17 protein-coding genes are annotated in these 14,734 nt (G+C 38.4%); 15 read left to right on the forward strand and 2 right to left on the reverse strand.

The window, feature by feature from the left end; translation table 11 throughout:
• The first annotated feature begins 19 nt into the window (after positions 1 to 19).
• The 13 genes from ruvB (at position 20) to nadA (ending at position 11,284) form a co-directional block, all read left to right on the forward strand.
• Positions 20 to 1,033, forward strand: coding sequence for a Holliday junction branch migration DNA helicase RuvB (gene ruvB, locus AC2INI_RS04945; RefSeq protein ID WP_122035437.1), 1,014 nt, complete (start codon positions 20 to 22; stop codon positions 1,031 to 1,033).
• A gap of 377 nt (positions 1,034 to 1,410) precedes the next feature.
• Positions 1,411 to 2,997 carry a cytochrome ubiquinol oxidase subunit I gene (cydA, locus tag AC2INI_RS04950; protein ID WP_162922557.1) on the forward strand — a complete coding sequence of 529 codons (1,587 nt, stop codon included), beginning with the start codon at positions 1,411 to 1,413 and terminating at the stop codon, positions 2,995 to 2,997.
• 17 nt (positions 2,998 to 3,014) lie between these two features.
• Positions 3,015 to 4,151 carry a cytochrome d ubiquinol oxidase subunit II gene (cydB, locus tag AC2INI_RS04955; protein ID WP_122035432.1) on the forward strand — a complete coding sequence of 379 codons (1,137 nt, stop codon included), beginning with the start codon at positions 3,015 to 3,017 and terminating at the stop codon, positions 4,149 to 4,151.
• A gap of 11 nt (positions 4,152 to 4,162) precedes the next feature.
• Positions 4,163 to 4,270: a cytochrome bd-I oxidase subunit CydX gene (gene cydX / locus AC2INI_RS04960; protein ID WP_012550467.1), complete on the forward strand. Its 108-nt coding sequence runs from the start codon at positions 4,163 to 4,165 to the stop codon at positions 4,268 to 4,270.
• The gene (locus AC2INI_RS04965) at positions 4,263 to 4,565 is read left to right on the forward strand and encodes a cyd operon YbgE family protein (protein WP_122035430.1); all 303 of its coding nucleotides are present in this window, start codon (positions 4,263 to 4,265) and stop codon (positions 4,563 to 4,565) included. The genes cydX and AC2INI_RS04965 overlap by 8 nt, the downstream gene beginning before the upstream one ends.
• Before the next feature lie 180 nt (positions 4,566 to 4,745).
• Positions 4,746 to 5,156, forward strand: a complete 411-nt coding sequence (gene ybgC, locus AC2INI_RS04970; protein ID WP_122035427.1) for a tol-pal system-associated acyl-CoA thioesterase — start codon at positions 4,746 to 4,748, stop codon at positions 5,154 to 5,156.
• Positions 5,146 to 5,829, forward strand: a complete 684-nt coding sequence (gene tolQ, locus AC2INI_RS04975) for a protein TolQ (RefSeq protein WP_122035425.1) — start codon at positions 5,146 to 5,148, stop codon at positions 5,827 to 5,829. The genes ybgC and tolQ overlap by 11 nt, the downstream gene beginning before the upstream one ends.
• Positions 5,829 to 6,275: a protein TolR gene (tolR, locus tag AC2INI_RS04980; protein ID WP_122035423.1), complete on the forward strand. Its 447-nt coding sequence runs from the start codon at positions 5,829 to 5,831 to the stop codon at positions 6,273 to 6,275. Before tolQ ends, tolR begins: the two co-directional genes overlap by 1 nt.
• A gap of 16 nt (positions 6,276 to 6,291) precedes the next feature.
• The gene (gene tolA, locus AC2INI_RS04985) at positions 6,292 to 7,368 is read left to right on the forward strand and encodes a cell envelope integrity protein TolA (RefSeq protein ID WP_486305464.1); all 1,077 of its coding nucleotides are present in this window, start codon (positions 6,292 to 6,294) and stop codon (positions 7,366 to 7,368) included.
• Positions 7,369 to 7,378: 10 nt separating this feature from the next.
• On the forward strand, positions 7,379 to 8,731 hold the full coding sequence (gene tolB / locus AC2INI_RS04990; RefSeq protein ID WP_486305465.1) for a Tol-Pal system beta propeller repeat protein TolB: 1,353 nt from the start codon (positions 7,379 to 7,381) through the stop codon (positions 8,729 to 8,731).
• Positions 8,732 to 8,764: 33 nt separating this feature from the next.
• Positions 8,765 to 9,328: a peptidoglycan-associated lipoprotein Pal gene (gene pal, locus AC2INI_RS04995; RefSeq protein ID WP_122035416.1), complete on the forward strand. Its 564-nt coding sequence runs from the start codon at positions 8,765 to 8,767 to the stop codon at positions 9,326 to 9,328.
• Between the two features lie 25 nt (positions 9,329 to 9,353).
• Positions 9,354 to 10,124: a tol-pal system protein YbgF gene (gene ybgF, locus AC2INI_RS05000; RefSeq protein ID WP_122035414.1), complete on the forward strand. Its 771-nt coding sequence runs from the start codon at positions 9,354 to 9,356 to the stop codon at positions 10,122 to 10,124.
• Positions 10,125 to 10,234: 110 nt separating this feature from the next.
• Entirely contained in the window at positions 10,235 to 11,284 is a 1,050-nt protein-coding gene (gene nadA / locus AC2INI_RS05005; RefSeq protein ID WP_122035412.1) for a quinolinate synthase NadA, read from the forward strand.
• 85 nt (positions 11,285 to 11,369) lie between these two features.
• On the opposite strand, the gene AC2INI_RS05010 is transcribed toward nadA, so the two are convergent.
• Complete coding sequence (locus AC2INI_RS05010) at positions 11,370 to 11,825, reverse strand: hypothetical protein (RefSeq protein ID WP_122035410.1); 456 nt, start codon at positions 11,823 to 11,825, stop codon at positions 11,370 to 11,372.
• 219 nt (positions 11,826 to 12,044) lie between these two features.
• Between AC2INI_RS05010 and AC2INI_RS05015 the strand changes: the two genes are divergently transcribed.
• Positions 12,045 to 12,824, forward strand: a complete 780-nt coding sequence (locus AC2INI_RS05015) for a hypothetical protein (protein WP_486305466.1) — start codon at positions 12,045 to 12,047, stop codon at positions 12,822 to 12,824.
• Positions 12,825 to 12,860: 36 nt separating this feature from the next.
• On the opposite strand, the gene AC2INI_RS05020 is transcribed toward AC2INI_RS05015, so the two are convergent.
• Positions 12,861 to 13,340, reverse strand: coding sequence for an ATP-dependent zinc protease family protein (locus AC2INI_RS05020; protein WP_486305467.1), 480 nt, complete (start codon positions 13,338 to 13,340; stop codon positions 12,861 to 12,863).
• Positions 13,341 to 13,619: 279 nt separating this feature from the next.
• Here AC2INI_RS05020 and AC2INI_RS05025 point away from each other — a divergent pair, with 279 nt between their 5' ends.
• Positions 13,620 to 14,636 carry a helix-turn-helix domain-containing protein gene (locus tag AC2INI_RS05025; protein WP_130086690.1) on the forward strand — a complete coding sequence of 339 codons (1,017 nt, stop codon included), beginning with the start codon at positions 13,620 to 13,622 and terminating at the stop codon, positions 14,634 to 14,636.
• Positions 14,637 to 14,734: the final 98 nt, after the last annotated feature.

Genomic DNA, 14,734 nt, shown 5'->3' on the forward strand with positions numbered 1-14,734 from the left:
AATCGCTGAGTGCCATTTTATGATTGAAGCTGATCGCCTTATTGCTGCTGATAACCCTGTTTTTCGTGAAGAAGAAGTCATTGATCGAGCGATACGACCTAAGAAATTAGAAGACTATCGAGGTCAAGACCATGTCCGCAGCCAGATGGAGATTTTCATTAAAGCAGCACAAATGCGTAATGAACCCCTCGATCATCTATTAATTTTTGGTCCTCCTGGTTTAGGTAAGACAACACTCGCGAATATTGTGGCTAATGAAATGGAAGTCAATATTCGTACAACGTCGGGACCTGTTCTTGAAAAAGCAGGGGACCTAGCTGCACTTCTAACAAACTTAGAAGAAAACGACATTTTATTTATTGATGAGATCCATCGATTAAGCCCAGTTGTTGAAGAAATACTGTACCCAGCAATGGAAGATTATCAGTTAGATATTATGATTGGTGAAGGTCCTGCAGCTCGTTCGATTAAAATCGATTTGCCCCCTTTTACTCTTATCGGTGCAACGACGAGGGCGGGCTCACTAACGTCTCCATTGCGTGATCGTTTTGGTATTGTGCAACGATTAGAGTATTACAAAGTCGATGATCTTCAATATATTGTTCAACGTAGTGCAGATTGCCTGAATTTATCAATGGAATCAGAAGGCGCGCTTGAAGTTGCTCGTCGTGCTCGTGGCACTCCGCGAATTGCTAACCGATTATTACGTCGAGTACGAGATTATGCGGATGTAATGAGCGATAGTCATATATCTTCTGAGATTGCAGACAAAGCGTTGAACATGCTTGATGTTGATGTCCGTGGTTTTGATTACATGGATAGAAAGCTTTTATTAGCGATCATGGAAAAATTTGATGGTGGGCCTGTTGGTCTTGATAATGTTGCAGCAGCGATTGGTGAAGAAAGGGATACGATTGAAGATGTCATTGAACCCTATTTAATTCAACAAGGTTACCTTCAACGGACTCCCAGAGGGCGTATTGTCTCAGATCGAGCTTATCTCCACTTTGGAATTGATAGGCCTGATAAATAGACTGCTACTAGATATTCATATTTTGTAATATTCTATTAATAACTGTATCAATAAATTGAAAGCGGATGATCAAAATCATCCGTTTTTTTGTATCAAAAATGTGTAAAGTGTGAAAAGTGGTCGTTTATACAATTTTTATTGTAATTAACTTACAAAAAATGGACAAACCTTTTGAAAGAAACTGCTTTTACTATTAATATTAGCGTGTTCTATATTAGGTTAAGCTTAACATTAAGCTAACGTTTTTTATACAAGTATGTAACACTTTATGGTTATTAATACGGTTATAAATATTAAAACCAATGCATAAAGTATTACGCTCACCCAAAAGTGTGGAAGCACTGTGTCATTCAGCCTGACACAAAGGAGTTCTCATGATCTTTGATGTAGTGGAGTTATCGCGATTGCAGTTTGCAATGACAGCGATGTATCACTTCCTATTCGTTCCCCTGACTTTAGGTATGGCCTTCTTACTGGCTATCATGGAGTCTTTATATGTAATGACAGACAAGCAAATTTACAAGGACATGACAAAGTTCTGGGGTAAATTGTTTGGTATTAACTTCGCATTAGGCGTAGCTACAGGTCTAACGATGGAGTTCCAGTTTGGTACAAACTGGTCTTACTATTCTCACTATGTTGGTGATATTTTCGGGGCTCCTCTTGCCATCGAAGCACTAATGGCCTTCTTCTTAGAATCTACTTTTGTTGGTTTATTCTTCTTTGGTTGGGATCGTTTATCAAAACGTCAGCACCTTACTGTAACTTGGTTAGTGGCGTTAGGTTCAAACTTCTCAGCACTTTGGATTCTAGTAGCAAATGGCTGGATGCAAAACCCAGTTGGTGCAGAATTTAACTTTGAAACCATGCGTATGGAAATGGTGAGCTTTGCTGATGTGGTATTAAACCCAGTAGCTCAAGTTAAGTTCGTACATACAGTAGCATCAGGCTACACTTGTGGTGCAATGTTCGTGCTTGGTATCAGTTCTTACTACCTATTAAAAGGTCGTGATGTTGCGTTTGCTCGCCGCTCATTTGCTATTGCTGCCTCATTTGGTATGGCATCAATTCTATCTGTAATGGTACTTGGTGATGAATCTGGCTATGAGCTAGGTGAAGTTCAACAAGTTAAGCTAGCAGCAATTGAAGCTGAATGGCATACAGAAGAAGCACCTGCTGCATTTACCGTGTTTGGTTTACCAAATCAAGAATCAATGGAAACGGATTACGCAATTAAGATCCCATATGTAATGGGTATTATTGCTACGCGTTCATTGGATAAGCAAGTAACAGGTCTACGTGATTTAAAAGAACAGCACGAAGTACGTATCCGTAATGGTATGGTTGCTTATGAATTGCTAGAAAAATTACGTAATGGTGATAAAACACCTGAAAACATCGCTGCGTTTGATGATGTTAAACATGACTTAGGTTATGGCTTATTGCTTAAGCGTTATACTGACAAAGTTGTAGATGCAACAGAAGAGCAAATTAAAGCCGCTGCGGATGATTCAATCCCAACAGTTTGGCCGCTATTCTTTTCGTTCCGTATCATGGTTGCTTGTGGTGTAGCAATGCTACTTATCTTCGGTTTTGCCTTTGTTCAGACGTGTCGTCAAAAGATTGGTCAAAAATCATGGTTACTTAAAGCGGCCTTATTTGGTATGCCACTACCATGGATCGCAATTGAAGCCGGTTGGTTTGTCGCAGAATATGGCCGTCAACCATGGGCTGTTGGTGAAATATTACCAGTAAATGTTGCAGCGTCTGCATTGACGGTATCTGAGATTTTAATCTCGATGGCAATGATCATCGGTCTGTACACGATATTCTTGATTGCTGAAGTTTACCTAATGGTGAAATTCGCACGTAAAGGTCCTAGCAGCTTGAAAACTGGCCGTTATCACTTTGAGCAAGATGGTCAAGATTCAGAAGCGAAATTATCTCGCCAAGTAGAAGCATAACAACGGAGATTTGAGTAATGTTTGATTACGAAGTATTGCGATTTGTTTGGTGGGCATTGATCGGTGTATTACTGATTGGTTTCGCTGTAACAGATGGCTTTGATATGGGTGTAGGTGCATTAGTACCTATCATCGGTAAAACAGATACAGAACGTCGAGTGATGATTAATTCCATCGCTCCTCACTGGGAAGGTAACCAGGTTTGGTTAGTAACTGCTGGTGGTGCACTGTTTGCTGCATGGCCTTTAGTATACGCAGCATCATTCTCTGGCTTCTATTTAGCGATGATGCTGACGTTAGCTGCATTATGGTTTCGTCCAGTAGGTTTCGATTACCGTTCTAAAATTGAAGATAAGCGCTGGCGTTCTGCATGGGATGCTGCGATCTTCATTGGTAGCTTTGTTCCACCAATTATTTTTGGTGTTGCATTTGGTAACCTCCTTCAAGGGGTTCCATTTGAATTGAATAACCTAATGATGCTTAAATATCATGGTGGATTCTTTGACTTACTAAATCCGTTTGCATTAATTTGTGGTTTGGTGAGCTCAGCAATGTTTGTATTGCAGGGTGCTACTTGGTTACAAATGAAAACAACTGATCAAATTCATGCACGAGCAAGCAAAGTTTCAATGATTTGTTCAGCGCTGATTATCGTACTGTTTACGGTTGCAGGATTTTGGGCTCAAAGTATTGAAGGCTTTGTGATTACAAGTGTAATGGATCATAACGCACCATCTGACCCATTAAATAAAGATGTTATCCGTCAAGTAGGCGCTTTATTCTTAAACTTTAAAGAATACCCACTACTATGGATTGCACCAGCTCTTGCGGTTGTTATGCCTGTAATTGCTATGATTGCGACGAAGCTGAAAAAAGCATGGGTTGCGTTCATTGCATCAAGCCTAACCAATGCAGGTGTTATTTTAACATCTGGCTTTGCACTGTTCCCATTTGTAATGCCATCAAGCTTAAACCCAGATCATAGTTTGACTATGTGGGATTCAACATCAAGTGAGCTAACATTGAATATTATGACAGTAGTTGCAGTAGTAATGGTTCCGACTATTCTTGCTTACACTGCATGGACTTATTACAAAATGTTTGGCCGTATCGACACTAAGTTTGTTGAAGAAAACAAAAATTCGCTTTATTAAGGAGCATAACAATGTGGTATTTTGCATGGATCCTAGGCGTGCTACTAGCATGTTCATTTGCAATCATTAATGCTCTTTGGCTAGAGCATTCAGAAATGATGGACAAAGACAGTGAGTAATCTCGCTGACAAAATAGATAATGTTCAACGCCCAATTAATCATATTATCGTACGATTATTGTTAGTTGGGGCGGCTATCTTTCACATGGCAATGCTTATGTGGGAGCCAACAGTATATTCTGAACAAATTGGTGGCTTTGGTGGGTTATTAGCACCTAGTTTGATTTATTCGGTATGTACGGCGTTCATTTTTGCGGTTGGGTTTGTTCCGCAAAAATGGATTTGGAAATTGTTATTTAGTCCGTATTTTTCAATAATAATCTTAAGCTACTTTAGTTATCTCTATTTTATATAGGGCGTAACATGCAATAAGATTTGTATATTGGGACATCATACTTAGCGGTTTGTTACTTTTTTAGTAACAAACCGCTTTTTTTTTGACGATTTTGTCCATAAAAATAGATTTCATATGGTGACCAAATTCAATTTTAAGTTATAGTTAACGTCTGATTTTTCAATAAAAAGAGAAAACGCCATGGATAAAAGCGCATTTAAATGGCCTATTACCATTTATTATGAAGATACTGATGCAGGTGGCGTTGTTTATCATTCAAATTATCTGAAGTTTTTTGAACGTGCTCGAACAGAACTATTACGTCATCACGGTGTCTCTCAACACGTGCTGTTAGAAAAATCAGTTGGATTTGTAGTTAAAAACGTAAATATTGATTTTATGCAAGGTGCTCGTTTAGATGAGCAACTTATTGTAGAAACATTAATAACAGAAATCAAAAAGGTGTCATTAACCTTTTGTCAGTTATTGGTTAATTCTGAAGGTAAGGTATTGTGCAAAGCTACAGTTAAGGTAGCCTGTATTGATAACGCTAAGATGAAGCCAACAGCGATACCACTATTTATATTATCGGAGATATCTTGTGACAGGTGAACTATCAATTCTCGATCTATTTTTGCAAGCTAGTTTATTAGTTAAGGTCGTGATGCTTATCCTATTAAGCTTGTCTGTAATGTCATGGGCGATGATTTTTAAACGCTCAAAAGTCTTATCAGTAGCACGCACTGATTCTGAACGTTTTGAAAATAAATTTTGGTCAGGTATGGATCTGTCTCAATTATTTAATGAAGTAAAGGTTCGTAAAGACCGAATTAGTGGTACAGAGAAAATCTTTTACTCTGGTTTTAATGAATTTGCACGTCTGTCTCGAGTTAGTAACTCATCAGACGCTGTGATGGACGGAACATCTCGAGCTATGCGTGTAACCGTTTCTCGCGAAGTCGATCACCTAGAAACAAATCTACCATTTTTAGCAACCGTCGGTTCAATCACACCTTACATTGGTCTGTTTGGTACCGTTTGGGGCATCATGCACTCATTTATTGCTTTAGGTTCAGTAAAGCAAGCCACTCTTTCTATGGTTGCTCCTGGTATTGCCGAAGCATTAGTTGCAACAGCGATGGGCTTATTTGCTGCAATCCCAGCGGTTATTGCTTATAACCGCCTTAGCGTAAAAGTGGGTAAGTTAGAGCATAATTACGCTGCATTTATGGATGAATTCTCGAGTATCTTACATCGTCAAGCAATGGCAAGTCAGGAGAAGTAATGTCTGGCTACCAACCTAAAAAAAGAAAATTAACCGCAGAGATCAACGTTGTTCCTTATATTGATGTGATGTTGGTGTTATTGATTATCTTCATGGTAACCGCTCCGTTTGTCACTCAAGGAGTTGATGTTGAATTGCCAGAAATGACAAATACCAAATCAGCACAAGCGATGGCAGGGGAAGATCCAAATGCAACGTTTATTATTGTAGAGATCGATAAAGACGGTAATTTAGGATTAAGCGTTGATAATAAAGATGTTCGACGACCAATGTCGATGCAGGAAATGATCACTAACGTTAAAGCTGAATTAAGTATTAAACCTAACTCACCCGTTGCGGTTGGTGGTGATGCAAGTACGCCATATTCAGAGATAGTGCTCGTTCTTGACGAATTAAGTCGAGCAGGAGTGAGTAAAGTCGGGTTACTTACTGATCTTAAGGAATAGAAGTGAATCATAGACGATGAAGTCGGATAATAATTACACCTTTGCTATTGGTATTTCTGTTGGATTGCATTTACTGCTTGTCGTAGTACTTATTTTCAGCAGCGGCTTCGCTATGGATGAAAAACCAAAAACTAATACAATTCAAGCGGTAGTGATAGATCAAAACACCATTGCAAAACAAGCGTCTCAAATTCGTCAAGACAGAGAAAGAGCAGAACGCGTTGAAAATGAGCGTTTAAAAAGATTGAAACAGCAGGCGGATCAATTAGAAAAGAACCGTAAAGCTGAAGAAGAGCGTATTCGTGATCTTAAAGCTCAGCAAGTTAAAGAGAAAAAAGCGGCTCGCCAAGCAGAAGAGGCTCGTAAAAAGGCCGTAGCTGATGCAAAAAGAGAAAAAGAACGAGCGGTTGCAGCCGAAGCTGAGAGAAAGCGTAACGTTGAGACGGCAGCTAAAGTTGAAGCAGCAAGAGTTGCAAAGGTTAAAGCAGATCAAGAGAAAGCAGCGAAAGCCTCTGCAGAGAAAAAACGTGTAGAGAAAGAGAAAGCTGCAAAGGCCGAATCAGAGCGTTTGGCAAAAGAAAAATTAGCGAAAGAAAAAGCGGCGAAAGCTGAAGCTGAAGCTGAAGCTGAAAGAAAGGCCAAGGCTGAAGCTGATCGTGTGGCGAAAGCTAAAGTTGCCGCTGAAAAAGCACGTAAAGAAAAGGCTAGAGCAGCTAAAGCTGAAGCCGACCGTAAGCAAAAAGAAGCCGCATTGAATGACATTTTTGCTGGTTTAGAAGATGAAACAGTTCAAAATGGCTCGGCAAAACAGCAGCATATCGATGATGAAGTTCAACGATTTGGTGCCGTGTATAAGCAAATGATCCAACAAAATTTATTAATTGATGAAAGTTTTGTTGGTAAAAGTTGTCGAGTGAAAATGAAGTTAACCTCATCAGGATTACTGCTTTCTGTAACAACATTAAGTGGTGATGCACAAGTTTGTCGAGCGGCAAAAACAGCTGTAACAAAAGTAAATGTATTCCCGATGCCAAAAGATGCTGATATTGCAGCTAAACTTACAAATATAAACCTTACCGTTCAACCAGAATAAGGAAGAGCAAGTGCTTAAACGATGGATGTTAACTCTTTTTATCGCCTGTTTAGGATTTACTCAGGTAGCAAGAGCAGAATTAGAACTTGTCATTACTGAAGGTGTTGATTCAGCAAGACCAATAGGTATTGTGCCTTTCAAATGGCATGGTGAAGGCAAGTTACCGCAAGATATTTCAGCTATCATTTCGTCTGATTTACAGCGCAGTGGTAAATTTAGCCCTTTAGCTACCAATAAAATGCCACAAACACCGTATAAAGATTCGGATATTAATTACGAAGCTTGGACTAAAATGGGTGTAGATGCGATTGTTACTGGTGAAGTAAAGCTAAATGCTCAAGGCAAGTATGAAGTAACTTATAAGTTAATTGACGTTGTTCGAGGCCAATTAACTAAAGGAAACTCTAAAGCGTTAAATAGCGAAGGTAAGTTAGTATCAACTCAAGACCATGTTTTAGTAAACAAAGTTGCTACTTTATCTAAAAAACAGTTACGTAAATATGCACACCGTATTTCTGATGTTGTTTATGAAAAGCTGACGGGTGAAAGAGGTGCTTTTTTAACTCGTATCGCTTATGTTGTCGTGAACGATAAAGTGCAGTATCCATATCAGTTACGAATTGCTGATTATGATGGTTATAACGAACGTTTGGTACTGAAATCAAAACAACCAATCATGTCACCAGCATGGTCTCCTGATGGTAGAAAATTAGCTTATGTAAGTTTTGAAAATAGAAAATCACAAGTTTTTATTATGAATATCTATACGGGTAAGAGAGAATTAATCGCTTCTTATCCTCGTCATAATGGAGCACCTCGTTTTTCACATGATGGTAAAGAACTAGCGATAGTATTATCAAAAACGGGTAGCTTGAATGTTTATATCGTCAATTTGCAGACGAAGAAAATGCGTCAAATTACTCGTGGAAGATCGAATAATACGGAACCTTTTTGGGCTCCTGATAACAAGTCTTTAATATTTACTTCAGATCGGGGTGGTAAACCTCAGATTTATAGAGTAAATTTACAAGACGGTTCAACAAAACGTTTAACCTGGCAAGGCAGTCAAAATCTTGGTGGGCAGATTACTCCAGACGGTAAATTTATCGTTATGGTTAATCGCTCAGAGACTGGATTCAATCTAGCGAAACAAGATTTAGAAACTGGTGCCGTCCAGGTCTTAACCAAGACACTACTGGATGAGTCACCGAGTATTGCGCCAAATGGCGGCATGGTGATTTACAGTTCCATGTATAGAAAACAGAATGTACTTTCAATGGTTTCTATAGATGGCCGTTTTAAAGCTCGCTTACCAGCGACAAACGGACGTGTAAGGGCACCAGCGTGGTCGCCATTTTTATAGCTACTAAATATTTAGGAAAATAAGGAAAATATAATGCAACTAAATAAACTTCTTAAGAGTCTTTTAATCGCACTGCCTGTGGTTGCTCTTTCTGCTTGTAGTTCTAGCGACAGCGCAACTGACAGTACTGCTGGCCAAGAATCAACAAACGGCGTAGAAACTCAAACAACTGGCGCTGAAGGTCAAACAGATACTACTGTTGTAACTTCTGTTGAAGTTGATGAAGTAATGACTGAAGCTGAAGTTCGTGCTCAAGCTGAGCAAGAGCTTCGTAAAGTTCAAACAGTTTACTTCGCATTTGATAACTCAACTATCTCTTCTGAGTACCAAGACATGCTTGCTGCACACGCTGCTTTCTTAAGCGCGGATCCAGCAATCAAAGTAACGGTTGAAGGTCACGCGGATGAGCGTGGTACTCCTGAGTACAACATCGCACTAGGCGAGCGTCGTGCTAAAGCAGTTTCTAAATACCTACAAGCTCTAGGTGTTTCTGCTGACCAAATCTCTATCGTAAGCTACGGTGAAGAGAAGCCACTAGTACTAGGTCAAACTGCTGAAGATTATGCTAAAAACCGTCGCGCTGTATTAGTATACTAATCGACAGTTTATAAGGCAGACTTATATGAAATACAGTAACCTTAAGCGAATTATTCCGCTTACGTTGCTGGCGAGTGCGGCGACCCTTGTGGTCGCCGCTCCTGCTCCAGTCACTGATTTAAATGCAACAGCCACCTCTTCTGCTCCAGCATCTTCTACAAGCATTGAGCGCCTAGAACGCTTAATTAAAAGCCGTAATCAAATTCAACTGCAGTTACAACAACAACTTGATGGCTTATCGGAAGAATTGTCAGAAATGCGCGGTATGGTTGAACGTAATAGCTACGAGCTTGATCAAATGCTAGAGCGTCAGCGCCAGCTGTACATTGAAATCGATACACTGAGAACAGCAAAGCCAGTTCCAGTCGTTACACCAACAGAAGGCGCGGGTGACACTGGTGCTTCAGGTTCTTATGCGGCTGATACTAACGAAAATGAAGCTTACCAAAATGCGGTAGATCTTATTTTAAAGAAAAAAGACTACGCTGGAGCAACAAAGGCATTCCAAGAGTTTGTCGTTGCTTATCCTGATTCGGTATATAGCTCAAATGCCCATTACTGGTTAGGTCAACTTTACTTCGCACAAAAGAATGATATCGAAGCGGCAAAAAGTTTTGCTAAAGTCGTTAGTTATTCTGATTCAAATAAACGTGCAGATGCATTATTAAAGTTAGGCGAGCTTGCTAAACGTAACAATAACAAAGCAGCAGCAGAAAAATACTATCAGAAAGTATTAACAGAATACCCAGATAGTACGACAGCTAAAACAGCAGATAAGCAGCTAAAATCGTTATAGTCTAATAGAAAAAAGGAGCTAATTAGCTCCTTTTTTATTGCCTCAAACTTGCCGCCTATATCATAAGGGGTATAATGCCGAGATTATTTGAAGAATTAATGAGCTGAGCAATGGGCCATATTTTAGATCACGTCGATACTGTATATCCTTTTCCACCAAAACCTATCAAGCTATCTGCCGATGAAAAAACGCAGTACATCGCAAAAATCAAGCAGCTCCTGAAAGATAAAAATGCGGTATTGATTGCTCATTACTATACGGATCCAGAAATCCAAGCATTAGCTGAAGAGACGGGCGGTTTTGTTGGTGATTCACTTGAAATGGCTAAATTTGGTAATCGTCATGACGCGAAGACATTAGTTATTGCCGGTGTTCGTTTTATGGGTGAATCAGCAAAGATTTTAACGCCTGAAAAAACCATCTTAATGCCAACATTAGATGCGGAATGTTCACTTGATCTTGGTTGCCCTGCTGACAAGTTTACTGAGTTCTGTGATGCTCACCCTGATCACACCGTTGTTGTTTATGCCAATACATCAGCAGCAGTAAAAGCACGTGCTGATTGGGTAGTAACCTCAAGTATTGCTCTTGAAATTGTTGAACATCTTGATGATGAAGATAAGAAAATCATCTGGGGACCAGATCGTCATTTAGGTTCATACATTGCAAATAAAACTGGCGCGGACATGCTGCTATGGCAAGGTGAATGTATTGTCCATGATGAGTTTTCAGCAAAAGCATTAAAAGATGCAAAAGCACTTCATCCTGATGCAGCCGTATTGGTTCACCCTGAGTCTCCAGCAAGCGTGGTTGAATTAGCAGACGCTGTTGGTTCTACAAGCCAGTTAATAAAATCGGCAAAAGAGCTGCCACAACAAAAAATGATTGTAGCAACCGATAAAGGTATCTTCTTTAAAATGCAGCAAATGGTTCCAGAAAAAGAACTGTTAGAGGCTCCAACAGCCGGTGCTGGTGCAACGTGCCGTAGCTGTGCTCACTGTCCGTGGATGGCGATGAACGGTCTTGTAGCGATAGAGAAGGCGCTTAATGAAGGTGGTGCAGACCATGAAATCTTTGTTGATGAAGAGATCCGCGTAAAATCACTTATCCCATTGAATCGCATGTTAGATTTTGCAGAGCAATTAAACGCAAATAAGTAATTGAATAAACGATTTGATAAAAAATGGCGACCTATGTGGTCGCCATTTTTATTTATGAAGCATTCTTATTTTATAAAGGTCTTAATTATTTTTCTTTCTCACTTAGAGCAAAGTAAATTTTTGATACAGTGACTTCTGCAATTAGGATAGTAAATACCACTGCAAAGAAAGCGACGACACCGTTTAATGGCCCATCAAATGATACTTTGTCACCAAATAAAATATTAATGGCTTCTAGCATAATAAATTTACTACCAACCAAAATCGTATAGCTACTTAACCCACGATATATTTTTGGTGCTGTTCCTGGTTTAGATTTAAAATAATCTGCAATTCGGTGTTCTGCATTGATCGATAACTTTAATAATAACTGCAATAAAATCGCAGCAGCGAATGATATGGTAAATGATTCAATGTTTACAAAATCCCAATATTCATCAAAAAAATTCAATACTGTTAAATCAACAAGAACTGCTAGTGTATAGCCGACAAATAAACGTTGAGGAGTGTTAAAACCATATTCTTTAGTTGTTGAACTCATATTATATTCCTAATTATTTGTTAATTCATGTCATTCGTTTTCTGCTTATTATAGTGCCTAATTATTTATCATATTAAAAGTGCACTAAAATCTATTGGCGCGAAATGGTAAAAATATATATTAAATTACAGACTCAAGTCTAAATATAGTGATAATTGATTCATTAAACAAAATAAATGCTCTATATTATTTATGTGGTTGTAATTAATGGAATTATGTATGAAATATGGATTGTTTCTTTTTGTGATTTTTAGTACATCAGTTTTTGCAAAAGAGCAGGAGGAGTGGGACTTCCTGCTTGTTTTCCCAATGATGTGGGCACCTAGTATCGAAGGCAGTGTATCTTCTGGTGAGGATATTGTTCGTGTTGATGTTCCATTTGAAAATATATGGGACGGACTCGCTTTTGGTTTAATGGGGGATTTTTATGCTAGAAAAGGGAAGTGGTTAGTTGGTGCTCGTGCAAATTACCTATATATGAAAGACTCGGTGCAAACAGAAGGTTTAGATGGTCCTATAACGGGTACCGTTATCTCTCCTGGGCACGATATAACAACAAGAATGCATTTGTCGGTTAATGATTTATTTTTTGGGTATGAAGTCTATCCTAATCTAGAAATACTCACTGGTGTTCGCCATACATACAGTCAAGTTGAACTGGATATTAATGCATTATCAAATGATGGTTTTATTAATGTAAATGGGTCGGCTTTGTTGGCGAAAGAGCATCTATTTGATTGGCTTGTTGGTATTAAATACAACAAATATTTTGATGATCGCTGGGGTATATCAGTAAGTGCTGATTTTAATGTTATAGGCGATAACGACGTTAATCATGGCTTTAATATTATGGGAATTTATCAGTTTACAGAAGCTCACAACCTATGGTTTGGCTACCGTTATCTGAATATTGCCAATGAGATGAAAGCAGAAGGTGTGAATATAGAAATCGACCTAGTAGAAAAAGGGCCCCAACTGGGATACGCCTATCGATTCTAGTTCGCTTTCATCTCAAGTCATCGATAGTAATTAAGATTACAACGGTTGATTAATAGAGACATCAACAATAGCTCTATTTTCTAGAATATTTCGCCCAATAAGAACTGGGTATGTCATGTGACTTCTGTCTTTTAATGTAAATTCAGCAAAGATAGGTTCGCCTTGGATTACTACATTTAGATTAACAACCGGACGAGTCTTGATAGTATTACTGCTAGCCTGACGGATTTTTGCTACTCGTACTACCTTCTTTTTCATTTTGATTATCTCTCCATTAGGCAGGGGAAAGTCAAATGTAACCATTTCTTTCTCACTCTCAAAATGGGTTTTGATATTGATTGCATGAACAGAAGAGATCGTTGCTCCTGAGTCAATACGGCTTGGCAGTTGAGTTGATACATCTTCAATTTGCGTTTGCTCTATTTGTCCAAAGACTTGTAATCCTGATGTTTGAGCGGATAGAGCTGAAGATAAAAAAGCGGATGATATTGCAATAATAGCGATGTGTTTTTTCATTTTATAACCTCTTAAAGTATCGGTTAACTTTAAGATGGTGAGTACATTTTTACTTATCATTTTACGCCAACTATTATCTCTCTTAATTTAAGGCGATTTATTTCGGTATGGCGCGAAAGGTAATTTTAATATTGTTTTTCCATTATGGTAATTATTTTTAATAGAGAACGTCGATGATTATTTTATGTAAAATAAAAGACATTAATGAATTAGATTTTGAGATTGATTTGGCAGGCTTACTCCAAGAGTACTTGTTGATTCAGAGAAAGGAAGTCAGTTATGAATGATAGCAGTGATCCGCTTCAGCTAGTGACAAAAGAAAGCGTTAGATTTTTTTCATCCATAATTCAAGAATTAGACAGTAAGAGTTATTTATTGCTTAGAGAATCCATGATCCCAATCGATATTATGGAGGATGAGCGAGAATATACTTATCTACCAGAGTCATGCCTTAAGAATTTAATGGAAGTGCTTAGTCGTAATGTAGGAAATGATCGGCTTGGCGTTTTATTTTGGCGATTGTGTAAGGATAAGTATATTCCATCATTTCTTAAACGCTTGAACTATAGAGATGATTTGAAATCGACTTTAGATGGATTTTCAGATTTATTATCAAAAGAATCAACAGGCGCAAAAGTTTATGTGCAAGAAAGCGTCGGTTCTTGGTGGCTAGTTCGTGAGAAATCAGGGGTTGATGAACCTTGGTTTAAGTACGCTGAAATGTTTTCAGTGATATTCATGTCTGAATTATTAAGATCTTTAACTAAAAGTGAGTGGAGTCCAACACGGATCGGGATTCGCAGTAAGGATGACCATGATTTTTTGAATCTTCCTACGCTTAATAAAACACAGTTTTTTACAGAAAGACCAGTTACGGCATTAGAAATTCCAGCCTCTATTTTATTCTCTAAGGTAGCTGCTTATGAGAAAGAAAAGATCAATGTAAAACAAGATGTTGATCTTCAGAATATGACTTTTACCGATCAATTTAAAATAGCTATTTTCCCATATCTACCAGTAGGGAAATTACCAATTAAACTGGCTTCTGAAATTTTACGCATGAATGTGAGAACACTTCAACGTAAGTTAAAAAATGATGGCACAATCTATAAAACCCTAATTGAAGAAATGTGTTTTGAACAAATAGTCGCTGAGCTTGTTGAAACAAATAAGCCAATTACTGGCATAGCGACTAAATATGGCTACTCTGATGCTGGGCATTTTTCTCGTGCATTTAAGCGGATCTATGGGGTATCTCCGTCTCAATATCGTAAAGTTAATACTTTAATCGGATGACAGCTAAATAATCAATGTCGTCAAATGGCAAGTAAATAGCATTGAATTCCTTTATGTTACCAACTAATCTCTATTATGTTTTTGTTATGTTTCATTTT

It is taken from the genome of Aliivibrio friggae, from assembly GCF_057368515.1.

Bases quoted from the DNA above. Each gene is read 5' to 3' on its own strand.
- ruvB (WP_122035437.1), top strand. From the start codon at position 20: ATGATTGAAGCTGATCGCCTTATTGCTGCTGATAACCCTGTTTTTCGT.
- cydB (WP_122035432.1), top strand. From the start codon at position 3,015: ATGTTTGATTACGAAGTATTGCGATTTGTTTGGTGGGCATTGATCGGT.
- cydX (WP_012550467.1), top strand. From the start codon at position 4,163: ATGTGGTATTTTGCATGGATCCTAGGCGTGCTACTAGCATGTTCATTT.
- ybgC (WP_122035427.1), top strand. From the start codon at position 4,746: ATGGATAAAAGCGCATTTAAATGGCCTATTACCATTTATTATGAAGAT.
- tolR (WP_122035423.1), top strand. From the start codon at position 5,829: ATGTCTGGCTACCAACCTAAAAAAAGAAAATTAACCGCAGAGATCAAC.
- tolA (WP_486305464.1), top strand. From the start codon at position 6,292: ATGAAGTCGGATAATAATTACACCTTTGCTATTGGTATTTCTGTTGGA.
- pal (WP_122035416.1), top strand. From the start codon at position 8,765: ATGCAACTAAATAAACTTCTTAAGAGTCTTTTAATCGCACTGCCTGTG.
- ybgF (WP_122035414.1), top strand. From the start codon at position 9,354: ATGAAATACAGTAACCTTAAGCGAATTATTCCGCTTACGTTGCTGGCG.
- nadA (WP_122035412.1), top strand. From the start codon at position 10,235: ATGGGCCATATTTTAGATCACGTCGATACTGTATATCCTTTTCCACCA.
- AC2INI_RS05010 (WP_122035410.1), bottom strand. From the start codon at position 11,825: ATGAGTTCAACAACTAAAGAATATGGTTTTAACACTCCTCAACGTTTA.
- AC2INI_RS05015 (WP_486305466.1), top strand. From the start codon at position 12,045: ATGAAATATGGATTGTTTCTTTTTGTGATTTTTAGTACATCAGTTTTT.
- AC2INI_RS05020 (WP_486305467.1), bottom strand. From the start codon at position 13,340: ATGAAAAAACACATCGCTATTATTGCAATATCATCCGCTTTTTTATCT.
- AC2INI_RS05025 (WP_130086690.1), top strand. From the start codon at position 13,620: ATGAATGATAGCAGTGATCCGCTTCAGCTAGTGACAAAAGAAAGCGTT.